This is a genomic window from Myxococcus sp. CA051A (assembly GCF_013336705.1).
Taxonomy (GTDB): Bacteria; Myxococcota; Myxococcia; order Myxococcales; family Myxococcaceae; genus Myxococcus; species Myxococcus llanfairpwllgwyngyllgogerychwyrndrobwllllantysiliogogogochensis.
The window spans coordinates 75,002-97,942 of the sequence record NZ_JABUMS010000011.1 but is presented as its reverse complement, the minus strand read 5'-3'; the positions used below and the strand labels follow the sequence as shown (position 1 = coordinate 97,942).

General features: G+C 68.4%; 18 protein-coding genes. 7 read left to right on the top strand and 11 right to left on the bottom strand.

Annotated features, from left to right (window positions below; genetic code table 11):
* Positions 1 to 39: 39 nt before the first annotated feature.
* From HUA74_RS46690 to HUA74_RS29165, 3 genes are all read right to left on the bottom strand, one after another.
* On the bottom strand, positions 40 to 1,578 hold the full coding sequence (locus tag HUA74_RS46690; protein ID WP_174457174.1) for a PEGA domain-containing protein: 1,539 nt from the start codon (positions 1,576 to 1,578) through the stop codon (positions 40 to 42).
* 97 nt (positions 1,579 to 1,675) lie between these two features.
* Positions 1,676 to 3,607 (bottom strand): type IIA DNA topoisomerase subunit B, encoded by a 1,932-nt coding sequence (locus HUA74_RS29170; RefSeq protein ID WP_141643842.1) that lies wholly within the window; start codon positions 3,605 to 3,607, stop codon positions 1,676 to 1,678.
* Between the two features lie 12 nt (positions 3,608 to 3,619).
* Positions 3,620 to 5,992 carry a DNA topoisomerase (ATP-hydrolyzing) subunit A gene (locus HUA74_RS29165; protein ID WP_141643843.1) on the bottom strand — a complete coding sequence of 791 codons (2,373 nt, stop codon included), beginning with the start codon at positions 5,990 to 5,992 and terminating at the stop codon, positions 3,620 to 3,622.
* A 393-nt stretch (positions 5,993 to 6,385) separates the two neighbouring features.
* Here HUA74_RS29165 and HUA74_RS29160 point away from each other — a divergent pair, with 393 nt between their 5' ends.
* Positions 6,386 to 7,237, top strand: a complete 852-nt coding sequence (locus HUA74_RS29160) for a helix-turn-helix domain-containing protein (RefSeq protein WP_174457173.1) — start codon at positions 6,386 to 6,388, stop codon at positions 7,235 to 7,237.
* Between the two features lie 27 nt (positions 7,238 to 7,264).
* Positions 7,265 to 8,113 (top strand): NAD(P)H-binding protein, encoded by an 849-nt coding sequence (locus HUA74_RS29155; protein ID WP_174457291.1) that lies wholly within the window; start codon positions 7,265 to 7,267, stop codon positions 8,111 to 8,113.
* Positions 8,114 to 8,836: 723 nt separating this feature from the next.
* On the opposite strand, the gene HUA74_RS29150 is transcribed toward HUA74_RS29155, so the two are convergent.
* A complete protein-coding gene (locus tag HUA74_RS29150) occupies positions 8,837 to 9,505 on the bottom strand; it encodes a hypothetical protein (RefSeq protein WP_174457172.1) in 669 nt (222 codons plus the stop codon).
* A gap of 96 nt (positions 9,506 to 9,601) precedes the next feature.
* Here HUA74_RS29150 and HUA74_RS29145 point away from each other — a divergent pair, with 96 nt between their 5' ends.
* The gene (locus tag HUA74_RS29145; RefSeq protein ID WP_174457171.1) at positions 9,602 to 10,258 is read left to right on the top strand and encodes an MBL fold metallo-hydrolase; all 657 of its coding nucleotides are present in this window, start codon (positions 9,602 to 9,604) and stop codon (positions 10,256 to 10,258) included.
* Between the two features lie 56 nt (positions 10,259 to 10,314).
* Here HUA74_RS29145 and HUA74_RS29140 read toward each other — a convergent pair whose 3' ends face one another.
* Positions 10,315 to 10,620 carry a hypothetical protein gene (locus HUA74_RS29140; protein ID WP_174457170.1) on the bottom strand — a complete coding sequence of 102 codons (306 nt, stop codon included), beginning with the start codon at positions 10,618 to 10,620 and terminating at the stop codon, positions 10,315 to 10,317.
* Between the two features lie 13 nt (positions 10,621 to 10,633).
* Entirely contained in the window at positions 10,634 to 11,044 is a 411-nt protein-coding gene (locus HUA74_RS29135) for a hypothetical protein (RefSeq protein ID WP_174457169.1), read from the bottom strand.
* A 229-nt stretch (positions 11,045 to 11,273) separates the two neighbouring features.
* Between HUA74_RS29135 and HUA74_RS29130 the strand changes: the two genes are divergently transcribed.
* Positions 11,274 to 12,200, top strand: coding sequence for a hypothetical protein (locus tag HUA74_RS29130; RefSeq protein ID WP_174457168.1), 927 nt, complete (start codon positions 11,274 to 11,276; stop codon positions 12,198 to 12,200).
* Positions 12,201 to 12,271: 71 nt separating this feature from the next.
* Here HUA74_RS29130 and HUA74_RS29125 read toward each other — a convergent pair whose 3' ends face one another.
* The 3 genes from HUA74_RS29125 to HUA74_RS29115 all read right to left on the bottom strand — a co-directional run bounded on the left by HUA74_RS29125 (position 12,272) and on the right by HUA74_RS29115 (position 16,254).
* Positions 12,272 to 12,997, bottom strand: coding sequence for a hypothetical protein (locus HUA74_RS29125; RefSeq protein WP_174457167.1), 726 nt, complete (start codon positions 12,995 to 12,997; stop codon positions 12,272 to 12,274).
* A 250-nt stretch (positions 12,998 to 13,247) separates the two neighbouring features.
* Positions 13,248 to 15,419 (bottom strand): PHB depolymerase family esterase, encoded by a 2,172-nt coding sequence (locus HUA74_RS29120; protein WP_174457166.1) that lies wholly within the window; start codon positions 15,417 to 15,419, stop codon positions 13,248 to 13,250.
* Between the two features lie 97 nt (positions 15,420 to 15,516).
* Positions 15,517 to 16,254: a M50 family metallopeptidase gene (locus HUA74_RS29115; RefSeq protein ID WP_141643856.1), complete on the bottom strand. Its 738-nt coding sequence runs from the start codon at positions 16,252 to 16,254 to the stop codon at positions 15,517 to 15,519.
* Between the two features lie 140 nt (positions 16,255 to 16,394).
* Between HUA74_RS29115 and HUA74_RS29110 the strand changes: the two genes are divergently transcribed.
* Genes HUA74_RS29110 through HUA74_RS29100 form a run of 3 tightly spaced genes read left to right on the top strand, consistent with a single transcriptional unit; the run spans position 16,395 to position 20,209 of the window.
* Positions 16,395 to 18,572: a S46 family peptidase gene (locus HUA74_RS29110; RefSeq protein ID WP_174457165.1), complete on the top strand. Its 2,178-nt coding sequence runs from the start codon at positions 16,395 to 16,397 to the stop codon at positions 18,570 to 18,572.
* Entirely contained in the window at positions 18,572 to 19,231 is a 660-nt protein-coding gene (locus tag HUA74_RS29105) for a hypothetical protein (RefSeq protein ID WP_174457164.1), read from the top strand. The genes HUA74_RS29110 and HUA74_RS29105 overlap by 1 nt, the downstream gene beginning before the upstream one ends.
* A 51-nt stretch (positions 19,232 to 19,282) precedes the next feature.
* Complete coding sequence (locus tag HUA74_RS29100; protein ID WP_217443593.1) at positions 19,283 to 20,209, top strand: ADP-ribosylglycohydrolase family protein; 927 nt, start codon at positions 19,283 to 19,285, stop codon at positions 20,207 to 20,209.
* Between the two features lie 11 nt (positions 20,210 to 20,220).
* On the opposite strand, the gene HUA74_RS29095 is transcribed toward HUA74_RS29100, so the two are convergent.
* On the bottom strand, positions 20,221 to 20,730 hold the full coding sequence (locus HUA74_RS29095) for an RNA polymerase sigma factor (protein WP_141643873.1): 510 nt from the start codon (positions 20,728 to 20,730) through the stop codon (positions 20,221 to 20,223).
* Positions 20,731 to 21,270: 540 nt separating this feature from the next.
* Positions 21,271 to 22,908 carry a sigma 54-interacting transcriptional regulator gene (locus tag HUA74_RS29090; RefSeq protein WP_141643860.1) on the bottom strand — a complete coding sequence of 546 codons (1,638 nt, stop codon included), beginning with the start codon at positions 22,906 to 22,908 and terminating at the stop codon, positions 21,271 to 21,273.
* Positions 22,909 to 22,941: the final 33 nt, after the last annotated feature.

The following is a 22,941-nucleotide window of genomic DNA, read 5'->3' as shown; positions in this document are numbered from 1 at the left end:
CGAGCGACGCGAGCGGCGAACCGTCATTCAACCCGTGGCTCAGAAGCCTGTTCCTCCGGTGATGGGATTGAAGGGACGGCCCTTGTCCTGGGTCGCCACGAAGACGGCGCCCGCCGTCACCGCCGCCACGCCACCGACGGCGGCCCAGAACCACGGCCGCTTCAGCAGGGACACGCCCGTGCCACCGCTCTCCGCGACGCGGGGCGACATGGCGCCGTGGATGAAGTCGCGGACCTGCTGCGCGGCCGCCTCGGGGCCCCGCTTGCGGTCCTTGCCCGACAGGTCGATTTCCACGCCGCGCAGCCGGGCCTGGGTGCGCACGTCCCAGACCTGGAGCTCCGCCTGGAGGCGGCCCTTCTTGTCCTGGGACACCGCGGCCAGCACCAGGTAGCGGGCATCCAGGCGCTCGGCGATGGCGCCCGTCTCGGGAGGCAGCGTCTCGCTGTCGAAGGCCTCTTGCGAGCCGGCGCGCACGGCGGCCTCGCGGATGGCGGACAGGCCCGGCCCGGGCACAAGCGTCGCCTTCACCTCGGCGCTCCCGGTGGACTTCACCTCCGCGTACTGGGCGAAGGACGTGTAGCCCGGCAGCGTCACGATGACGGCGTGGTGGCCGGCGGGGACGGACACGCCCTTGAGCGGCGTGACGCCGAGCTCCTGGCCGCGCACGTGGACCTGCGCGCCCGCGGGCTGGGACTCCACGGCGAGGGTGCCAGCGGGCCGCGCGCTCACTTCGGCGCGCGCCTCGTCGAAGGCCTTCTGCACGTCCTGACCGAAGAGCGCCTTGTCCGGGCGGGTGGCGGGCTCGGCCACCACGGAGCGGATGAAGGACTCCTTCGCGCCGGCCGCGTCGCCATTGAGCATCCGGGCCGCGCCGAGGAACAGGAACGCCTCACCCAGCCGCTCCGGCCGCAGCTCACCGGGGGCCTGCTCGTACGCCTCGGCGGCCGCGCGGAACTTCGCCTCGGCGACCTCCGGGTCCAGGTTGTCGTAGGCGGCCCGGCCGTCCTCGAACAGCCCGTCGGCCTTCGTCAGCGGCGTCGGCTCCGGGGGCGGGAAGGCCGCGCCCAGGTCCACGAACTGCACGTCTCCGCCGCGCTGCAGGTGACGCGTCAGTTCCGTCTCCAGCTTCAGCGCCGCGGCGGACGCGGCCGAGGCTCGGGCGACTGAGAAGAGCGCCACGGGGCCGGTGGACACGGCGGGCGTGGCGGCCAGCGACGGCCTCGTGCTGGGCTTCTCCGGCTCGGTGGCGCTCGGAGAGGGCGGCGCCACCGGCGTGGCCACCGCGGCGGGCGGAGGCTTCGCGGCGGGCGCCTCCGGCTTGTCGGTGGGGTGCGGCTTCGAGTCCGGCTCTCCGAAGACCATGGGCTCCGGGGACGCGACGTCGTTCGTGTCCGCCGTGTCCGTGTCCTCCACGGGCGGGGCTTTCTTCACGTCCCTGCCCGCGGGCTTCTTCTTCTTCACCACCTTGGTGGGCACGGCCTTCTTGCGCGCGGACTTCTTGCGCGTCGTCTGGGCATGGGCGGGAAGGACGGCCAGCAGCAGGGTGAGGAGCAGGGCGATTCGGCGGAACGTAGTCACGGCGCCGGATGCTAGCCGAGCGAGGGGAGCCCCGTCACGGCCCTCCGCCCCGGGGGCAATCCGGGGCGGGGGGGACCCGCGGCAGGATGACGGATGGCTAGACGTCCAGCGCTTCGACCTCGCCCGCGCGCTCCATGATGAACCGGAACCGGGCACTCACGTCCTTGCCCATCAGGTCATTGATGACGCGGTCCGTCTCGATGGGGTTGTCGATCGTGACTCGCAGGCTCATCCGGTTTTTCTGGTCCAGCGTCGTCTCCTTGAGCTCGTCGGCGGTCATCTCACCGAGGCCCTTGAAGCGCATGATGTTGGGCTTGGCGTTGCCCTTCACCTTCTCGCGGATGATTCGGTCGCGGTCCGCCTCGTCCAGCGCCCAGTACGTCTCCTTGCCGATGTCCACGCGGAACAGCGGAGGCTGGGCGATGTGGATGGCGCCGCTCTCGATGAGCGGGCGCAGGTGCCGGTAGAAGAACGTCAGCAGCAGCGTGGCGATGTGGTGCCCGTCGCTGTCGGCGTCCATCAGCAGGAAGACGCGGCCGTAGCGCAGCTTGGTGATGTCGAAGTCCGCGCCGATGCCGCAGCCCAGGGCGCTGACGATGTCCTGGAGCTCCTTGTTGCCCGCGACCTTGTCGGTGGACGCCTGCTCCGCGTTGAGCACCTTGCCCCGCAAGGGGAGGATGGCCTGGGTGCGCCGGTCGCGGCCCTGCTTGGCGGAACCACCTGCCGAGTCACCTTCGACGAGGAACAGCTCGCTCAGGTTGGGGTCCGTGGACGAGCAGTCCGCCAGCTTGCCCGGCAGGTTGAGCCGGTGGCTGACGGCCGTCTTGCGGCTGACGGCCAGGGACGCGGCGCGACTGGCCTCGCGAGCGCGGGCCGCCAGGATGATGCGGCCGACGACGGCCTCGGCGATGCTCTTGTTGTCGTTGAGCCACTTCTCCAGCGCCGGGCGCAGCACGCCGTCCACCTGCGCCGTCACCTCGGGGTTGTTGAGGCGCGACTTCGTCTGGCCCTGGAACTGGGGCTCCACCACGTACACGGACAGGATGGCCGTGATTCCCTCGCGGATGTCCTCCGCGGTGAGCGTCACGCCCTTGGGCGTCAGGTCGTGCGTCTCGATGTAGTTGCGCACCGCCTTGACGATGGCGCCCTTGAGGCCCGCCTCGTGCGTGCCGCCCATGGGGGTGGGCACGCCGTTGACGTAGGAGCGGATGTGCTCGTCCGTGGCCTCCGTCCACCCCAGCGACGCCTCCAGCCGCACCCCGTTGTCGCGCGAGTGGTAGAAGTTGGTGCTGCCCACCGGTACCAGCGGCTTCTGCCGCTCCGTCACCACCTTGGTGAGGTACTCGGCGATGCCGCCGTCGTGCTTGTACGTCACCGACGTGGCGGGGCTGGCCGTCTCATCCTTCCAGATGACGATCATGCCCTTGTGCAGGTAGCTCTTGGCCTCCAGCCGCTCGCGCACCAGCTCCGCGTCGAACTTCAGCTTCTCGCCAAAGATTTCGGGGTCCGGCTCGAAGGTGATCGACGTGCCCGTGCCGCGCGCGCCGCCGTCCGCCTTCAGGGGGCTGGTGGGCTTGCCTCGCGCGTACGTCTGGATGTGGCGCTTGCCGTCGCGTTTGATCTCCACCGTCAGCTTGCGGGAGAGCGCGTTCACCACGGAGCTGCCCACGCCGTGCAGACCGCCCGAGTGGGTGTAGTTGCCCTGCTCGAACTTGCCGCCCGAGTGCAGCGTCGTGAGGATGACCTCCACGGCGGGCTTCTTGAGCTTGGGCATGATGTCCACGGGGATGCCGCGCCCGTTGTCCACCACGGTGATGCTGCGGCCATCCTTGTGGAGCGTCACTTCGACGGTGGTGGCGTGGCTGTTGATGACCTCGTCCACCGAGTTGTCGAGGATCTCCCACAACAGGTGGTGATACCCGGTGCCGTCCGTCCCGCCGATGTACATGGCCGGGCGCTTGCGCACCGGATCCAGGCCCTCGAGGACCTGGATGTCGGCGCCTGTATAGCTTTCCTTCTTCGTCGCCATGGCGTCCTCTGGCTAGTCCTTCTTCTCGGGCAACGGGATGAAGACGACGGGCCGGGCCACGTCCTCCACCGCGTCGCGCTTGGACATCTCGTGGCCCTTGCCGCCGCGGCCCGTCACCCCGTACTTCGCGGGGGCGAGCTGCAGCTTGCGGCCCTTCTGCGTCTCGAAATCCAGCTTCGCGTCCTTCTGGTTCGGCGCGGTGACGAGGAAGTCGACCACCTGGTCGTCCGCGTCCACCTTGATGACGGTGACGCCCTTGCCAGGGCCGGCCAGTTCGTTGATCTCCGCCGCCTTGCACACCAGCGCGTTGGTCTTCTTGGTGAGCACCGCGAGCAGGTCCTTCTCACCCACGGCCTGCACGCCGATGATCTCATCGCCCTCGCCCGTCTTGGCGTAGCGACGTCCGGCGCGCGTGGAGACCTCCAGGTGCGGCTCCAGGAGGAAGCGCATGCCCATGCCCTGCTTCGTCACGCCCAGGAGCTTCTGCGGACTCGCCAGCCGCGTGTCGAGCGAGAGGGCGGCGACCACGCGCTCGCCGTCGTCGAACTTGAACAGCTTCTGGACGGGGTCGCCGTAGCCGGTGGAGGCGGGGATGTCGTTGAAGCGGGTGACGTAGGCGGTGCCGAAGTTGCTGAACAGGACGAGGTTCGCCTTCAGGCTGCCGGCGAGCACGGCCATGACGGCGTCGCCCTCGCGCAGGCGGGTGGAGGACGGGTCCTTGACCTCGCGCACGCGCTTGACCCAGCCGTCGCGGGTGATGACCACATGGGCATCCTCGTCCGCGATGAACGCGTCGGCGTTGAACTCCACTTCCTCGGAGCCCGCGCCACCAATCTTGGTTCGGCGCTTGTCGTTGTAGAGCCCCTTGATTTCGGCGAGCTCGTCCTTGACGGTGCCCCAGACCTTCTTCTTGTCCTTGAGGATGCCCTCGATGCGTTTGATCTCCGCGCGCTTCTCCTTGAGCTCCTTCTGGACGACCAGGATCTCCAGGCGGGCGAGCTTGTAGAGCTTCATCTCCAGGATGGCGTCCACCTGGAGCTCATCCAGCTTGAAGCGCACCATCAACTTCTGGGCGGCGTCCTGCTTGCCCTCGGACTGGCGGATGATGCGGATGATCTCGTCCAGCGCGTCGTAGGCCTTCTCGAAGCCCTCGAGCAGGTGGACGCGCTTCTGCAGCTCGCCCAGCTCGTGCTGGTAGCGCCGCGTGACGATGCCGAAGCGGAAGTCGAGGAAGAACTGGAGGATGCTCTTGAGGTCCAGCCGGCGCGGCGTGCCGACCTCGGGGTTGTCGTCGCTGGGGACGAGGCAGGTGAGGTTGACGCCGAACGTCGTCTGCAGCGGCGTGTGCTTGTAGAGGTACGCCATCACCAGGTCGGCGTTGGCGTCCTTCTTCAGCTCCAGGACGATGCGCACGTCCTTGGTGGACTCGTCGCGCACGTCGACGATGAGCGGCAGCTTCCGCTCGCGCACCAGGTCGCCAATCTTCGCGACGAGGGTGGACTTGTTCACCGTGTAGGGGATGGACGTGACGATGATCTGCGTGCCGCCGCGCTTGAGCTCCTCGGTGTCCCACTCGCCGCGGATGCGGACGCTGCCCTGGCCCGTCTCGTAGATGTCGCGCAGCTCCTTCTTGTCATTGAGGATCTGCCCGCCGGTGGGGAAGTCCGGGCCCTTGATCCACTTGAGCAGATCCTTGGTGAGCAGCGCCGGGTTCTCGATGAGCGCGACCAGCGCGTCCACCAGCTCGCCCAGGTGGTGGGGCGGGATGTTGGTGGCCATGCCCACGGCGATGCCCGTGGTGCCGTTCATCAGCAACTGCGGCACCCGCGAGGGGATGACGATGGGCTCGTTGCGCGTGCCGTCGTAGGTGGGCCGGAAGTCGACCGTCTTGCGCTCCAGCTCACCCAGCATCTCGGTGGCGAGCTTCTCCAGTCGGCACTCGGTGTAGCGGTAGGCGGCCGCGGAGTCGCCGTCGAGCGAGCCGAAGTTGCCGTGGCCGTCCACCAGCGGGTAGCGCAGGGAGAAGTCCTGCGCCATGCGCACGAGCGCGTCGTAGATGGAGGCGTCGCCGTGCGGGTGGTAGCGACCCATGATGGCGCCGACCACCTGCGCGCACTTCTGGTACTTCGTGTCGAACGACAGGTTCAGGTCGTTCCACATGCCGTACAGGATGCGGCGCTGCACGGGCTTGAGGCCGTCGCGCACGTCCGGCAGGGCGCGTGAGGTGATGACCGACAGGGCGTAGTTGATGTACCGGCGACGCGCCTCGTCAGCGAGCGAGGCGGGGATATATCCATCTCCACCACCCGCCGAGCCCGAGGCTCCACCCCCGCCACCCGCGCCTCCCTGCTTCTTTGGCGTCTTCTTTTCGGCTTCTGCGCGCATGCTCTTCAAACCCAGGTGAGAACGTCTCGTACCCGAACGCGGTGCGTGACTCGCGCACTCCGCGCCATGGAATCTGGAAGCTGTAACAAAGCGGCGGGACTACCATGGCCCCCTGACAATTGGAACGAATTCGGGGGGTTGCGTATCCTCGGAGGCATCCTACCTGAAAGCCCGTCCAGTTCGGTCCCAAGGTGAAACATCCCTGTAACCCCTTGGAATTCCGAGGGCGAGGGCCCATGGGACTCACCTGGGGACGGGACGGTGGGTGCGGGTAGGAGAGGACGCCCGGTTGGCTCCTGGGAGGCCCTGGACAGGTAGGACAGGGTGGGCTTGCTCCCTTGCCCGGGCATCGACGCGGCGTGCTGGAGACGGGGGTATGAAGCGGGGCGAGCGATGACCCAGGTCCATTCCTTCTACCGTGCGCTCGCGCCTCCCGAGCCCCTGCGCCCGTTCATCCAGGCCTTCTGGCTGTACGACGGGTATCGGCCCGGGCATGGGCTGGAGCGGGTGCTGCCCACGGGAACGCTGGAGCTGGTGATTCCTTTGGCGGGGCAGCGACTGGAGTGGAGGGAGCTGGATGGTGAGGCGGGGGCGTGCGCGGAGGCGTTGGTCTCTGGTCCTCGGCGTGCCGCGTTCGACGTTCCCACGGCGCAGCAGTCCATGCTCGCGGGCGTCCACTTCCGCGCGGGGGGCGCCTGGCCCCTCTTGGGCGTTCCCCTGGATGCGCTGGCCGGGCGGCACGTGGAGCTGTCCTCGTTGTGGGGGCCTGTCGCGACGCGGTGGGTGGCGCGACTCTCCGAGGCGTCGAGTGACGAGGAGCGCTTCGCGCTTCTGGGCACGGCGTTCCTTGCCCGGCATGCGTCGCTCCGGTCCGTGCATGAGGCGGTGTGGACGGCGCTGGGGCGACTTCGAGCGAGTACGGCGGACGTGCCTGTCTCTTCGCTCGTCGCGGGCTCGGGCTTGAGTCACCGCAGGTTCATCGAGTTGTTCCGGCGCGAGGTGGGACTGACGCCGCGAGACTTCCTCCGGGTCCGCCGCTTCCAGCAGGCGCTCCAGCGCACGAGAGAGGACGCGACGGCGTCGCTCACCTGGCTGGCGCATGAAGCGGGGTACTGCGACCAGTCCCACTGGTTGCTTGAATGCCGGAAGCTCTCCGGATTGGCTCCGGGGGCCCTGTCAGCGGCCGCTCGCGGCGCCACGGCGCTGCCGCCCGAGGAGCGGGGTCAAATGCTTCCTATCGGGTGAGGCACTGGCGCGCGCATCTTGCCGCGCATGAACGTCATCCTGGGTGCAACGGGAGTGGTGGGAAGCGCGGTCCTCGACGAGCTCGTGAAGCGGGGGGGGCCCACGCGGGCGGCGTTTCGCTCGCGAGTACCGGACCCTCGCGCCACACAGCATGCGCGTGTCGACTTGAGCACGGGCGAAGGACTGGAGGCATGTCTGGACGGTGCGCGGACGGTGTTCCTCGCGACGGGGGACATGGTCGACCAGGTTGGCGCCGAGGTGCGAGTCATCGAGGCCGCGCGCCGCGCGGGGGTGAGCAGGTTGGTGAAGCTCTCGATTCTCTGTGCGGGGAGCGAGGCGTTCTTCCTGGCTCGTGTCCACGGCGCCATCGAGCGTGAGCTGGAGCGCTCGGGAATCCCGAACACCGTGCTCCGGCCCGGGGGCTTCATGCAGAACTTCGTCACGTACTACGGCCACGCGCTGAAAACCGAAGGGGTGCTGCGCCTGCCATGGGGCGATGGAGAGGAGAGTCCCATCGACGCGAGGGACATCGCCCGCGTGGCGGCGGTGTGTCTGACGTCCGAGTCCTTCACGGGGAGGCACCTGGACCTCTGCGGCCCCAAGGCGATGACATACCAAGAGATGACCCGCGTTCTCGGTCAGGCCGCGGGCCGCGAGCTCAGGTACGAGTCCATCCCTGACGGGGTGTTTCGCGAGGCGATGCTGCCGTATGCCGTGAGCCCCGCGCACGTCGAGGGGCTCATCGACATGTTCCGCTTCCACCGAGAGGGCCGGGCACCCAGGGCCAGCGACGCGGTGCTCGAAGTCACGGGCACTCCGCCGCGCTCCTTCGAAGACTTCGCTCGGGAGCATGCCGGGTCATGGCGCGAGGACTGAGGCCCGAGCCGAGGGAGGGCCTTGTCCACGGGCTTCGTTTCAGAGGCAGCCCCGCGCGCGGGTGGGTTCTCCCTTGGGTTGCTGTGGGGGCGCGGCGCTCCCCAGGTCCCAGTCGTCGAGCCGGTCGATGTCGGTGATGGCTCCCGAGAAGAGACCCATCGCACCGCGGCCCTCCGCGCGAAAGGTTCCTCTCACGACGACGTAGCCCGGAGGCGAACCCGCTTTGGGCGCCCCTGTCTGTCCAAGCACGAGCCACACCGCGCTCATGGGAACGCCATGCTGGTGATCCTGGGCGTTGAGGTAGAGCGCCGTGCCTGTTGAGTCGAAGGACCCGTAGCCGACAATCTGGACGCGCTTGCCGTCGTAGGCCTCGGGGGCCGCGAGCAGTCGTACCAGGGAGACCAGTTCGAAAGAAGATGCGGGCGCGTCCGCACCCGTGACGGCCAGGTAGACGACCAGTGCGATGGTGACGGGCTTCAGGGGGACTCTCCCGACTGGGTTGCCTCCCGCGTGGAACCATCAGCGTTCCGCGCGAGAGGAGAACGTCTCGGTCGTGATTCCGCTTCAGGGCCGAATCCGCGTGCGGATGGCAATCGGGTGGGGGTACCACCGCCCGATTTCAGCCCCGTTTGCGCGCGAGAGATAGAAGGTCCCTAGGGAACTCGACCACTTCACGCGCGGCGATTCGAGAGAGGAGCTGTGCCCCGTGGGCTCCGCGTCAGCTCAGGGCGTCGCCTTGGGCGCCTTGCCCCAGTTGCCGTCCTTGAAGATGCGCACGCCCCGACCACCGCCGCCGCCAATCATGCCGGGCACGGTGGCCTGGATGGGCTTGCCACCGGGTGGCTGATAGACGACCCGCGCCTTGCGCGCGGACGGAATGGACGCGTGGGTGGTGTCGATCAACAGGTAGACCGTCTTGCCGTCGGACTGGATGCGGTCGGTGTCGTGCTTGTGGCTGAGCTCGGCCAGCAGCTCACCGTCATCCACCGTGCTCGCCTCGCTGCCCAGCAGTCGTACCTTCACTCGCAGCCACGTCTGGGCACTGCCGCCGCCCTCGGACGCATAGTCGCGCACGCCCTGGATGATGACGGCCAGGTCGGCTCCGTTGCCCGGGGCCCCCTGCGCGAGCCGCAGCCCTGTCTGCTTGCTGGAGTCCGTGTCGATCAACAACGTGGCGTTGGAGCAGCGGCTCTTGCACTCCTCGCCCCAGGGGTCCTTGTCGAAGCGCAGCCGCATGGCGAAGTCGCTGCCCTGCGGCGCGATGACGGCGTCGACGATGACCGGCCGCTCCCCGTCCGCGGGCGCGGTGTACTTGAAGGTGGACCGTTCCTTGGCGACGACGCTCGAGCCGGCGAGGAGGGTGCAGACGAGCAACGGCAGAGAGCGCTTCACGGTGGGTGGACCTCCGAGAAAAAGACGCCCATTCAAGAGGGAAGAGGCCGTGGCGGCAAGTCTCAAGCGTTAGAGTCTTCCCGGGAGGTATGAGAGATGCGAATTCCCTACGTGCGTCAGCTCAAGCTGGGGCCCATGGACAACTTCGTCTACCTGGTCGGCGCGGCGGACTCTCCCGACGTCGTGGTGGTGGACCCGGCGTGGGATGTGGAGGCGATTGAGCGCGCGGTGGCGGAGGACGGCAAGCGCCTGGCCGGAGCCTTCGTCTCGCACTGCCACTTCGACCACATCAACGGTCTGCCGGATTTGCTGTCGCGGCATGACGTGCCCGTCTACGCGCAGCGCGCGGAGGTGGAGTTCTCCGCGGAGTTGCGCGAACTGAAGGACGCGCTGCGTCCACTGGGGCCCGGGGACGCGGTGCCCGTGGGCGCCGAGGTCTTCCAGGCACTGCACACGCCAGGGCACACGCCGGGCTCCCACTGCCTGCTGGCCGGTGACGCGCTCGTGTCCGGGGACACGCTGTTCATCAACGGCTGCGGCCGGTGCGACATGAACGGGGGAGACCCGGAGGCGATGTACCGCTCACTGTCCCAGGTGCTGCTCAAGGTCCCGGACTCGACGCGGCTGTTGCCAGGGCACGACTACGCGGACGTGCCGGTGGCTCCCCTGGGTGACGTGCGTCAGAAGAACCCGTACTTCGCCTTCCCCGACGTGGCGTCGTTCGTCGCGTTCCGGATGCGCCCCCGGAAGTGAGCACTCCGTGAAGCGGGACCGGAGGCGACACAGCCTCCGGTCCGCTCCGGTGCCGACTACGGGCGCTGCTGGGCGAACATCCAGTCCCAGAAGCCCTGCAGGCCGTAGGTCTCGGACCAGCCCATGTGCGCCGTGCCCGGGTACAGCACATAGCGAACGATGGAGCTCCCCGTGGAGATGACGCCGGGTTGCGAGGTCCAGGTCTGCGTCGTCTTGCTGAACAGGTACGTCGTCGTCTGCGTGGATTGGACGAGGGGCGGGAACGCCCAGTAGTTGTAGTTCTTCGTCACGGGGAGCACCCAGGACTGCTCGCCCCACCGGTCCCCGTGGCTGCTGGCGGCCCACACGGGGACGTCCTTCATCTTGGTGAGCGTGTCACCCGGGGCGCCGATGTTGGAGGCGATGGTCGCCAGCGAAGATGAGCGCCTTCTTCTGGCCGTAGTACGTCTTCCAGGTGGTGCTGTGGCGGATGTTCCGCAGCGCCCCGTTGCGCGTCACGACCTCGTAGAGCGCCGTCGGGTTCTGCGCGACGCCCAGCTCGCCGATTCCGTTCAGGTGGATGACGACCGGGTACGTCTCCGTCGAGGTGTTGTAGCCCGGAGGGATGTACTCGCCATAGGGAAGCGGCGAGCCCGCGGGACTCGGCATGTGCACCGAAATCTGGTCTTCGACAGGGGTGATGAGCGGGGCAGGGCGGGTATCGAGTTCCTGGGCGGGAGTCTCTTCCTGGCCCGGCCCGCAGGCCGTGAGGACCGCGACGAAGACGGCGATCGCAACGCTTCTCATGAATCCAACTCGAGGTGTGGGAGGAGTGCGGCCCTGTCTGTCTATATCTAGATTCACAAGCACACTGGTTTCTGTTGTTTCTTGAGTTGCAATTGAATGTCCGTGGATGGGGCATTGACAGAGGCGCGAAGGGGCCGGGCGAGGAGGAGATGGCGCGCCCGACGCCCATGTCGTAAATGTCCTGTCTGGTCGAATCCTCGCGGAGCCATACGTTGGAGAGTTCTCGGACATGAGTGGGTTGACGGATGCGGAGTTCCTGCGCGACGCCTACATCCAAGAGGGCCTGAGCCCCGTTCCTGGGGTGGTCATCGCCGCATGCACGGTGGGGGATGACTACGACAACCCTGGCAATCGCATCGGCGTGCGCAGGGACGGCGCGTGGCTGGAGTTCGGAGTGTCCGGTGAGGCGGTCCTCTCCGTGGATGCCACCACGGCGGGACTGGCGTACGTCCTCGGAGAGAACGGGACAGTGATTCGCTTCGACTGGAAGACGCCGAGGACACCGGATGCGCTGAAGGCCTCTCGCAAGGTGTTCAAGAACGCGGCCGTCGAGGACCTCGGGCCGCTGCGTCGACTCCGCGTGCTGGGGAACGACGTCGTCTGTGTGGGCGCGGTGGGGCAGGCCTACGTGCTGGGCAAGGCACGTTTCAGCACGCTGCCCCAGCTCACCATCGACGGGGAGGACGTCACCCTCGAAGCCCTCGCGGGCCACGGCCGCGACGACTTCATGGCCGCCACCTCCGAGGGGCATCTGGCGCACTTCGACGGAAAGCGCTGGCGCCGCATCTCGCTTCCGCTGGAGACGGGCTTCAATGGCGTATGCACGCTGAAGAGCGGCTATGCCCTCTGCGGTGGCGAAGGCGCCGTCCTGCTGGGAAGCGGCGACGACTGGCGCGTCATCCGGCCTCCCGACACCGAGCGCGACTACTACGGAATCGCGACGTTCCAGGACCACGTCTACGTGGCGCATCTGGGAGGCATCGACCGGGTGGTCGGCGACAGGCTGAAGCCCGTGGCCATTTCCAAGGCGGACTCGCTGCGCTTCACCGGGCTGCGCGGCGCCGGTGATGGCGTGTGGGCGCTCGCGGACCGGACCGTCGGCTGGATTCACGACGACCGGTGGCACACGGTGGCGGCCGAGCCTCCCTCCGAGTGAGCACGGGCCCGGTTCCTTGACGCGGGACCGGAGGCGACAGCGGCCTCCGGCCCACTCACGTCACCCTGCGACTACCAGTAGACGGCGACCGACGAGACGCGGTCGTTCCACGAGTGCCAGCGGCGGAACGGCCACCAACCCGTGTACCAGCCGTAGCTGCCCATGTTGCCGACGGCCCAGGCGCGCGCGACCCAGAGCTGGTGACCGCCGAAATAATGGTGCTCGGTCATCACCGTCCAACGGCCACACTGGGTGCTCCACATGGAGGAGATGCGGTCGTTCCACCAGCCCAGCGTGTTGTAGCCCCAGCCCGGATAGACGGAGAAGTTGGCGCCGCCGTACCACGAGTGCTCGAAGAAGACCGACCAGGGGTTGCACGGCGCGAGTTCCGCGCCCGTGGGCTGCTCGGAGGGAAACTGGCCCGTCTGGTTGAAGTACTTCGTCACGTCCGCCGTGGTGCGGAAGCCCTGCACCACCGCCTGCTCGGCGGAGCGGGCATCCAGCACGTAGTGCGACAGGTGGATGTCCTTCTCCTGGATCTGCTTCGCGGTGTACTTCACACCGTCGACCAGGATGGGGAGCTCCGGAAGGAAGCCCTCCACGGGGGCCTGCTCGATGTCCTCACGCGCCGAGTCCTTGAGCACCTTGCTCAACGGAACGCGCACCATCTCTCCATCCCTGCTGGGAATCTCGCCCGTCTCGTGCGGGGGCACCGGCTCGATGTTCTGGGCCACGGCCGTGCCACCGGTCAGCAGCGTCGCCAGCGTCAGCGAGCCAATCAACGTCTTGAGCTTCATGTCTGCTCCTGGGGGTATGGGATTGCCCGTAGCCGGAAATAGCTACGTGGCCCGCACGTATAGTCCGTCTGTTTTTCATAAGACAAATCCGTGAAATTCCGTTTAGCGGATAAGTCTTGACCCACGTTCGGGCGGACCCGGGTGCGTGCGGAATGGCAATCCCTCGCAACCTCCTGGCCCCTGGTGGAGGGCGACAGTCGCCACGGAGGATGACCGTCGCCTTGGAATGAGCAGGCCTTCGCTCAGGGGGTCAATTCAGGCGCGGATGGAAGAATCCAGCCTGTCTTTGCTGGGCGAACATCCAATCCCAGAAGGCGACGTGCTCGTACGTGGGCGTGCCGAAGTCGGTGCCCTGGGGGTGCACGGTGAAGCGCAGGGGAGAGGTCCCCGCGCCGTGGGCTCCCGTCTGGGTGGACCAGGTGTCGTTGGTGGCGTTGAACACGTACGTGAGCGTCGCGGCGGGCGCGGCGAAGGTCAGGTACTGGTCCCAGCCATACGCTTTCGTCAGGCCGCGCAACCAGGAGTGCTGGGCCGTCCACGCGTCGGCTGTCTGCCAGGCGTCCACCATCCACACGGGGACGTTGACCAACTGGGTGAGCGCGGGGCCGGGGCCGCCCAGGTTCGCGCCCACGGGCGCGAGCGCGGCGATGCGGTTGCCGTGGCTGTGGCCATAATTCCACGCACCGGAGCCGCCGAGGACGCGGCCCGTGACGTAGATGCGCGACGGGTCCACGCGGTAGTTGGCGATGATGAAGTCGACCAGGGCGTTGAGCTGCGTGGCGTCCCAGTTCGCGGAGGCGCGCGGTGCGAAGACCATGGCCTGCTTCGTGCCGAAGTACGTCTTCCAGGTGGCGTTGTCGCGGATGAGCTTGAGCGGGCCGTAGCGGGACACCACCTCCACCAACTGGGCCTCGGTGCTCGTGGTGCCCATCTCCCCGGAGTCGTGGAGCTGGAGCACCAGCGGATAGGTCGTCGTCGGAGACGTCAGGTAGCCCGGCGGCAGGTACTCCGCGTAGGCGTACGGCGCGCCCGTGGCGCTCGTCAGCCGGCCGACGAGCTGGTCCTCGGTGGTGATGGGCAGGCCCGACGAGGACACGCGATAGGTCGCGGTGACGGTGGTGGCCGCCGCGGGCATCGTCAGGGTCGTGGTCGCGGACGTCAGGTTCGCCACCGTGGCCCCGGTCCACTTGTCGAACACGTAGCCAGCGGCCGGAGCGTCGGCGGTGAGGGTGACCTGCGTGCCGCTCGTGTACTGGCCGTCGCCCGAGCCGCTGTTGACGGTGAGGGTGTACTGCGTGGGCGAGGACACGCGGTAGGTCGCGGTGACGGTGGTGGCCGCCGCGGGCATCGTCAGGGTCGTGGTCGCGGAGGTGGTGCTGGCCACCGTGGCGCCGGTCCACTGGTCGAACACGTAGCCAGGGGCCGGAGCGTCGGCGGTGAGGGTGACCTGCGTGCCGCTCACATACTGGCCGTCACCCGCGCCGCTGTTGACGGTGAGCGTGTACTGGGTGGGTGGAGGCGGCGTCGTGCCGCGCTGCTGCGCCAGCATCCAGTCCCAGAACGCCTGCGTGCCGTAGGACTCCGACCAACCGGTGTGGTCCGAGCCGGGAATCACGATGAACCGGGCGATGGCCGTCCCCGTGCTCACGGCGCCCGCCTGCGACGTCCACTGCTTCGTCGTCTTGTCGAACAGGTACGTCAGCTTCTGCGAGGTGTTGGAGATGTTCACCACCTGCGACACGTCGTAGTTCTTGGTGTAGCTGACCAGCCAGGCCTGCTGCGCGGCGATTTCGTTGTAGCTGCTGGAGGCCCAGATGGGCACGTCCTTGAGCGTGGTGAGCGTGTTGCCCGGCGCTCCGATGTTGGTGGCGAAGGGGGCGATGGCCGCCAGCTCCGCGCCATACAGGTTCGCGTACCGCCACGTCCCCCAGCCGCCCATGCTCAGGCCCGTCAGGTACACCCGCGTGGGGTCGACGCGGTAGTTGGCGACGATGAACTGCACGAACGGACGAAGCTCCGTGGGCGAGTAGTTGTCCAGGCTCTGCGGCGTGAAGACCATCACCTGCTTGTTGCCGAAGTACGTCTTCCACGTGGCGCTCGCGCGGATGTTGGCGAGCGCGCCGTGCCTCGTGGTGATGGCGTACAGCTCCGCCTCCGTCGTCGCCCGACCCAGCTCTCCCATGCCGTTGAGGTGGATGATGGCCGGGTAGCTCTGGGTCGACGTCAGGTAGCCCGGAGGCAGGTACTCGGAATACCCGAGGGTGGCTCCCGAGGCGCTCGGCAGGCGGGTGACAATCTGGTCCTCCACGGTGATGTTGACCGCGGAGCGCTGGACACCGAGTTCCCGGGCGGACGTCTCTTCGGGGCCCGTGCCACATGCCGCCAGGACCGCCACGACGACGCTGAGTACGACGCTTCTCATGGAACACCTCTCGAGCGGGAGTACGACCCGACCCACTCTAGTAGGTGTTCTGTAATTGTTTCAATGTTGCGTTTGCAGCGGAGTGTGAAGTGGCGGCTCAGGCCCGACGGGCCCGGGTGCCCACCGGGGGCATCTGGATGCCCCGGGGCCGGGCGTGGAGGGACCAGTACGCGGCGACGACCAGCAGGCCCACGGCCAGCAGCGTCCACAAGGCGGCCCACACGATGGAGGGCACGTAGGTGACGTCGGCGAGCAGCGCCGCGTCGCTCTGCGCGCGCACGGTGCTGTTCCAGAGGTCATCGCGGAGGTCGAACACCGCGTACAGCGCGGTGAAGGCGGCGATGAAGAGGTTCAGGAGGTCCACCGCGCCATCCGGCAGCCACTTCGCGCACGCGCCCATCACCACCGCGGTGCCCACGCAGAAGGCCAGGGTGAACATGTCGCCCGCGTACAGCAGGCCCATGATGACGAGCCACGCGGAGGCGGCCACGAGGACGCCCCGGCGGAGCTGGAACCGGAAGGTGGCAATCAGCAGCCCGGCCCCGGCCACCGCGCTCCCCAGGTAGCCCCCCGAGTACAGGACGACCTGTCGCAGCACGCCCGGTGGGAGGCGGGACATACACAGGCCCCCCTGGTCGGCCATCAGGTGGATGCGGTCCACGGACCCACCCAGCAGCAGGGTGGCGAGCGCGTGCCCGCTCTCGTGCATCATCACCACCAGCACCTTGAGGGGCCACAGGACGGGCGAGTCCCAGAAATACCAACCCACTCCCAGCATGGCGAGCAGGAGGGCCAGGCGGCCGAGGTCGAGCTTTGCTCCGCTGGCGGTCCTCATCGTTTTCCGGGCCTCCCCTCCATCAGACACCCCAACACTTAAGCTCGGTCCCTCTTCCCGGGAAACTCCTGGCTTGCCGCGCAGCGTCGGACCCTCCGAGGGGGTCGCCTCCGGGCGCCGGACGGGGTAGGGAGTTCTCCATGAAGAAAGCGCTGCTCCTGCTCTCGCTCGTGGCTGCCCCGGCTCTGGCCGGGGAAGGGAAGTGGACCCCCCAGCAGGTGCTGGACCTGGACCCGGCGTGGCTTCGCGCCCAGGGGCTCCAGGTCTCTCCCCGGAAGCTCTGGGACCCCAAGCGTGGCACCGGCCTGCTCGCGGGCGCGGTGAACGTGGGTGGGTGTACCGGCGCCTTCATCTCCTCCACGGGCCTGGTCATCACCAACCACCACTGTGCCTTCGGCGTCATCCAGGAGCACAGCACGCCCCAGAGGGACCTCATCACCCAGGGGTTCCTGGCCTCGGAGCGCAAGGACGAGCTGCCCGGAAAGGGCGCGCGGGTGCAGGTGCCCCGCAGCTTCACGGACGTGACGGCGCAGGTGCTCGCCGCGGTGCCGCAGGGCGCGGACGACCTGGTCCGCTACAAGGCCATCGAGCGCAAGCAGAAGGAGCTGGTGGCCGAGTGCGAGAAGCGCCCCGCCACGCGCTGCCAGGTGTCCACGTTCGACGGCGGCGTCAACTACACGCTGGTGGACGCGGTGGAGCTGGTGGACGTGCGGCTCGTCTACGCGCCGCCGCGCGCGGTGGGTGAGTACGGCGGCGAGGAGGACAACTGGATGTGGCCGCGCCACACCGGTGACTTCGCCATCGTCCGCGCGTACACCGCGCCGGATGGGGCCTCGGCGCCGTACAGCGAGAAGAACGTGCCGTTCAAGGCGGAGTTCTTCTTCCCGCTGGCCACCGAGGGCGTGAAGCCGGGCGACTTCGTGATGGTGCTCGGCTACCCGGGCCGCACCTACCGCGCGCTGCTCGCGGAGGAGATGGCGGAGCGCCAGTCGCGGCTCTACCCGCGCATGCGCGACGTGTTCGGCGAAGCCATCCGCATCCTGGAGGAAGAAGGTGACAAGGACCCGGCCGGGAAGATCGCCGTCGCGTCCACCGTCAAGAGCCTGCACAACGTGCACAAGAACGCGGGCGGGCAGCTCGCGGGTCTCAAGCGCGGGAAGCTGGTGGAGAAGCAGCACCAGTCCGAAGCGGACGTGGCGGCCTGGGCCGGCAAGAACAGCGCGAAGTGGGCGAGCGCCCTGACGGCCCGCGACGCGCTGCTGGCCGAGCAGAAGGCGAACACGAAGGTGTTCGAGCGCGAGTTCCTGCTCGGGTCGACTCCTCGGCTGGCCCGAGGCCCCGCGCTGGCGGTGACGCTGTCGCGGCTGGCCGCGGAGCGCGCGAAGCCGGACCTGGAGCGCCGCCCGGAGTACATGGAGCGCGAGCAGGCCCGCATCAAGGACCGCCTGGAGCGCGAGCAGAAGAACGTGTTCCTGCCGGCGGAGAAGCGGCTGCTCATGGCCTACGTGCGGCGCGCGCAGGCACTGGGCGCGGACGAGCGCATCGCCGCCGTGGACAAGCACTTCGGCAAGGTGTTCGTGGAGAAGGACGTCGCCGCGAAGGTGGACGCGCTCTATGCCGTCACCCAGGTGCTGACGCTGTCCGAGCGCATGAAGATGGCGACGGAGACGGTCGCGCAGCTGGAGGCGCGCAAGGACCCGATGCTGGCGTTCGGCGCGGACCTGGCGCGGGAGCTGGAGGCGCTGGACGACGTGGGAGACCGTCGCCAGGGCATGTCGCTGCGGCTGCGTCCGGACTGGCGCAAGGCGGTGCTGGCGCATGCGGGCAAGCCCGTGGCGCCGGATGCGAACGGGACGCTGCGCGTGACGTTCGCCAAGGTGCAGGGCTACTCGCCGAGAGACGGCGCGGTGTACACGCCGCAAACGACGCTTACGGGCATGCTCGCCAAGCACACCGGCGAGGAGCCCTTCGACGTGCCGGAGCGCGTGTCGAAGGTCGCCGAGTCCAAGCGGTTTGGCGCGTGGGCGGACAAGAAGCTGAAGGACGTGCCGGTGAACTTCCTGGCGGACGCGGACACGACGGGTGGCAACTCCGGCAGCCCCACGGTGAACGGCAAGGGGCAGTTGGTGGGCGTCAACTTCGACCGCGTCTGGGAGAACGTGGCCAACGACTTCGGCTACAACCCGGACGTGGCCCGCAACGTCAACGTGGACGTGCGGTATGTCTTGTGGATGTTGGACCAGGTGGAGAACGCGGACACGCTCTTGAGGGAGCTGGGCGTGCGCAAGGGCCCGAAGGTCGCGGGGGAGACGCGCTGATGACAGACCCGGCGGACGCCGCTCCGCCCCTGCCCACCTTCCGGCCGGAAGAGCAGGTGTGCGGCAACTGCAAGCTGTGGAGCCCTCACTCGGTGGATGAGCGCCGGGGCTGGGTGGGGCCGTGTCGGCTCCAGTCCTCGCGGGGCATGTTCCCTCCGTCCGCCCCCATCTGTGACAAGTACGCGCCCCGAGGCACGGCCGTGGCCCCGGCGGCGCATTCTGCTTCGCGCGAGCGGACCGCGCGCAGCGTGGCCCCGGTGGTGATTCGCCGCCGGGTGGACCCCAATGAAGTCGTGGACCTGGAAGGGCTGAACATGACGCGTGAAGAGTTGATGGACATCTTCCGGGAGGCGTCCGGCCTGACCGACGCGCCCCCGCTCGCTGGCAAGTGGGAGGGCGGCATGGTGCGCCTGGTTCCGGGCAACCCGGAGCTGCAGGCCAAGGACCTGCCCATCGACAGCCTGTTCCACAAGGTCGTGATGGTGCGCGACAGGCTCCGAGTGCTCGAGCAGAAGCTCAACGCCCATCCGAAGCTGTCCGATGCGGAGAAGGTGGAGATGCAGAGCTACATCACCCGCGTCTACGGCTCGCTCACCAACTTCAACGTCCTCTTCAAGGACAAGGGTGACCAGTTCGTCGGCGCGAAGGGTGACGAGTAGTCGAATAGTGTCGATTTGACACGAAGGTGGCGCCGGGTGTTGACTGGCGCCATGTCCTCGACTGGCAGACCGGCGGACCACGCGGAGCGGATGTCGCGAGCCCTGTTGTCGTTGGAGGGGCTCTCCGTGGGGGATGGCTTTGGCGAGCGGTTCTTCGCGGCGCGGAGCCTGGTGGCGGAGTGGGTGGAGGCGCGCAGGCCGCCTTCCCCTCCGTGGCCGTACACGGACGACACGGAGATGGCGCTCTCCATCGTCCAGGTGCTCGACGAGCATGGGCAGGTGGAGCAGGAGAGGCTCGCGCAGCTCTTCGGCAAGCGCTACCGCGCCAACCGCTACCGGGGTTATGGCGGCACGGCGCTGGATATCCTCGAGCGCATCCACCTGGGGATGCACTGGCTGCCCGCGTCGTCCCAGGTCTTCGACGGCACGGGGTCCAAGGGCAACGGCGCGGCGATGCGCGTGGCGCCGTTGGGTGCCTACTTCGCGGGCGACTTGCGGCGCGCGGCGGACGAGGCGCGGCTCTCCGCGGAGGTGACGCACTACCATCCAGATGGACAGGCGGGCGCCGTGGCCGTCGCGGTGGCGGCGGCGTGGGCGTGTCAGGACGCGGCGACGCGCGGGCGTGCGCGCAACCTCTTCGACGTGGTGCTGGAGTACACGCCGAACGGGGCCACGCGGCGCGGGCTGGAGAAGGCTCGGGGCTGGTCTCTGGAGACGACGCCGACGGCGGCGGCGAAGGAGCTGGGCAGTGGCTTCCAGGTGTTGTCGGAGGACACGGTGCCCTTCGTGGTGTGGTGCGCGGTGCGGCACCTGGAGCACTACGAGGACGCGTTGTGGTCCACGGTGTCCGGGCGGGGCGACATGGACACGACGTGCGCCATGGTGGGCGGCATCGTCGTGCTCGTCACGGGCAGGGCGGCGATTCCCGCGTCGTGGCTGGAGGCTCGGGAGAAGCTCCAGCTTCGGGCGCTGGAGTAGCGCCGTGGGCCTCAGGGGTGGTGGCCGCGCTCTTCCATGAGGCCGAAGGTGCGCTGCCGGGCGCGGTGCAGGGTGCTCTTCACGGTGCCTTCGGGGATGCGCAGCAGGCGGGCGATTTCCGGGTAGCTGAGACCGCGCACCTCGCGCAGGTGGAGGACCTGGCGCTGCTGCTCGTTGATTTCCTGCATGGCGTCGGTGAAGTGGCGCTCCAGTTCCGCGCCCACGGCCTGGACTTCGGGCGTGAGGGGCTCGGATGGCTCCAGGCTGAGTCGCTCGCGGCGCTTGCGTGCGCGCAGCCAGTTGATGCTGCTGTTGACCATGACGCGGTGGAGCCACGTGGTCCAGGCCGCGCGTCCGCCGTAGCCAGGAGACTTCCAGGCGAGTCGGGCGAAGACGTCCTGCACCACGTCCTCCGCATCGTCCGCGTCGCCGACGATGCGGCGGGCGATGGCGAGGGCGCGGGCACGGTGCTCGTTGTAGAGCTGGGTCAGTGGCGGAAGGTCGATGACTGCGGCGTGCATCACGGGTGGGCTCCTGAACACCCCAGCGGGGACCTCCTTTGGAACGAACCGGTCGCGAAAAGGGTCTATCGGCCCGTGGCGGTGGGATTTTTCCACCGCGCATCTGTCGGTACGGACAGGAGCCCGGCGCCGGGTTTCTGCTCGTACTTCAGGGCATGAAGGTGGGTAGGCTCACGGTGTCCTGGGGCCGCGTGGCGCGGGACGTGGGCGGGGTTCACGGGGGGGCTGACGGCCGGGTCGAACGCCGCCTGGCTCCGTGTCATCCACGGAGGAAGGTCGTGGATGGACAAGAAGATGAGGCTGGGTGGTGGGCGGGGACTCGTTCCGGATTCCGCCCCTCGAGGTCGATCTCGCGACGGCTTCGACGGACATCGTCATCGTCGCCGACTCGGGGTTGGGCGTCGTCAAACGGGAACGGTTCCACACGCACGTCGATGCGGCGCCGCGGTCCGAGCGATTCGCGGTGTTGATGCTCGACGGGCCCCGCGACACGGTGCGCCCGCCCTTCATGACGCCTGAAGGGCGGGGCTGTCGCGGGCGCTACTCCTGCTCGTCCTGCTTCGTCAGGCCCCAGTCCTTCAGGCGCTTGAACAGGGTGGAGCGAGCCACGCCCAGCTCGCGAGCCACGCGCTCGCGGTTGTTGTTGTACCGGCGCAGCGCGGCCTCGACGATCTGCCGCTCCAGCTTCTCCAGCATCTGCTCCAGCGTCATCCCAGGAGGCAGCTCCGGCACCGCGATGCCAGTCTCCTTGTTCATCTCCTGGTCGAACGTCAGGTCCGCCGCGTCGATGACCGGGCCCTTGCGGAACAACAACGCGCGGTGCACCACGTTGCGCAGCTCGCGGATGTTGCCCGGCCACATGTGTCCGCGGAGCCGCTCCACCGCCGCCGCCGAGAAGCTCACCGTCTGCCCTCGCGGCGCGTACACCTTCACGAAGTGCTCGGCCAGCGCGGGCAAATCACTCTTGCGGCTGCGCAGGGGCGGCAGGTGCAACGGAATCACGCAGAGGCGGTAGTACAAATCCTCGCGGAACTTGCCCTCGCGAGCCGCCGCCAGCAGGTCCAGGTTCGTCGCCGCCACCACCCGCACGTCCACGTGCATGGGCCGGCTGGCGCCCACGCGCTTGATTTCTCCGCTCTCCAGCGCGCGCAGCAGCTTCGCCTGCAGGTCCAGCGGCAGCTCGCCAATCTCGTCCAGGAAGAGGGTGCCGCCGTCGGCCTCCTCGAAGGCGCCCTTGCGCGCGTTCGCCGCGCCCGTGAAGGAGCCCTTCTCGTGGCCGAACAGCTCGCTCTCGATGAGCTCCTTGGAGATGGCCGCGCAGTTCACTGGCACCAGCGGCTTGTTCGCCCGCTGTGAGCACTGGTGGATGGCCTTCGCCACCAGCTCCTTGCCCGTGCCGGACTCGCCCAGAATCGTCACGGCCGCCGTGGAGGGCGCCACGCGCTCGATGAGGTCCGCCAGCCCCTTCACCGCCGTGTCGTTGCCGATGATGCCGTGGAAGGAGGCCACTTCCTTCTTGGACCCCGTCGCCGCCACCTCCAGCACCAGCTCCGTCTCGCCCACCCGCAGCGTGGTGGGCAGCGTGACTTCCGCCTCGAACAGCCGCACCGGCCCCAGCCACGTGCCGTTGGTGGAGCGCAGGTCCACGACGTGGAACGTGCCTTCCCGCCGCGTCACCTTCAGGTGCTTGCTGGAGGCGAACCGGTCCTGGAGGACCAGGTCACAGCCCGCGTCCTTGCCCGCCGTGAAGCTGTCCCCGGTGAGCCGGTGCACCGACTCGTTCAGGCCCTGCTTCACGCGCACCTGCGCCGGCTGCCAGCGCGGCACCTGCGCGTCCTTCTGGATGGACGTGGTGTGGCCCACCTCGGTGGCGACATCCGCGCCCTCGCCGCCGCCGCTCAGGCGGAACACCGCGCGCCACTGACCGAGCACCAGGTCGGCGCCGTCGGGCAGCTCGGCGTCGGTGACGGACGTGCCGCCCACCACGGTGCCCTTGCCGGAGAGGTCCTGCACCCGGCACCGCGTCCCGTCCCACAGCAGCGCCACCTGCTGACGGCTCACCTCCGGGTCCGGAATGGCGACGTCGCTCTGCTCGCCGCGCCCGAGCACCAACCGTGCCCGGTCCACGCCCACCCTCAACACCTCCTCGCCACGACGAAAAAACACCAGCTCCGGCATCCACGACCCTCCTGTGCGCCCGCGCTTTACACG

Excerpts from the sequence above, each read along its gene's own strand:
- HUA74_RS29170 (WP_141643842.1), bottom strand. The coding sequence starts at position 3,607 with ATGGCGACGAAGAAGGAAAGCTATACAGGCGCCGACATCCAGGTCCTC.
- HUA74_RS29165 (WP_141643843.1), bottom strand. The coding sequence starts at position 5,992 with ATGCGCGCAGAAGCCGAAAAGAAGACGCCAAAGAAGCAGGGAGGCGCG.
- HUA74_RS29160 (WP_174457173.1), top strand. The coding sequence starts at position 6,386 with ATGACCCAGGTCCATTCCTTCTACCGTGCGCTCGCGCCTCCCGAGCCC.
- HUA74_RS29155 (WP_174457291.1), top strand. The coding sequence starts at position 7,265 with ATGAACGTCATCCTGGGTGCAACGGGAGTGGTGGGAAGCGCGGTCCTC.
- HUA74_RS29145 (WP_174457171.1), top strand. The coding sequence starts at position 9,602 with ATGCGAATTCCCTACGTGCGTCAGCTCAAGCTGGGGCCCATGGACAAC.
- HUA74_RS29140 (WP_174457170.1), bottom strand. The coding sequence starts at position 10,620 with ATGAAGGACGTCCCCGTGTGGGCCGCCAGCAGCCACGGGGACCGGTGG.
- HUA74_RS29135 (WP_174457169.1), bottom strand. The coding sequence starts at position 11,044 with ATGAGAAGCGTTGCGATCGCCGTCTTCGTCGCGGTCCTCACGGCCTGC.
- HUA74_RS29130 (WP_174457168.1), top strand. The coding sequence starts at position 11,274 with ATGAGTGGGTTGACGGATGCGGAGTTCCTGCGCGACGCCTACATCCAA.
- HUA74_RS29125 (WP_174457167.1), bottom strand. The coding sequence starts at position 12,997 with ATGAAGCTCAAGACGTTGATTGGCTCGCTGACGCTGGCGACGCTGCTG.
- HUA74_RS29120 (WP_174457166.1), bottom strand. The coding sequence starts at position 15,419 with ATGAGAAGCGTCGTACTCAGCGTCGTCGTGGCGGTCCTGGCGGCATGT.
- HUA74_RS29115 (WP_141643856.1), bottom strand. The coding sequence starts at position 16,254 with ATGAGGACCGCCAGCGGAGCAAAGCTCGACCTCGGCCGCCTGGCCCTC.
- HUA74_RS29110 (WP_174457165.1), top strand. The coding sequence starts at position 16,395 with ATGAAGAAAGCGCTGCTCCTGCTCTCGCTCGTGGCTGCCCCGGCTCTG.
- HUA74_RS29105 (WP_174457164.1), top strand. The coding sequence starts at position 18,572 with ATGACAGACCCGGCGGACGCCGCTCCGCCCCTGCCCACCTTCCGGCCG.
- HUA74_RS29100 (WP_217443593.1), top strand. The coding sequence starts at position 19,283 with ATGTCCTCGACTGGCAGACCGGCGGACCACGCGGAGCGGATGTCGCGA.
- HUA74_RS29095 (WP_141643873.1), bottom strand. The coding sequence starts at position 20,730 with ATGCACGCCGCAGTCATCGACCTTCCGCCACTGACCCAGCTCTACAAC.
- HUA74_RS29090 (WP_141643860.1), bottom strand. The coding sequence starts at position 22,908 with ATGCCGGAGCTGGTGTTTTTTCGTCGTGGCGAGGAGGTGTTGAGGGTG.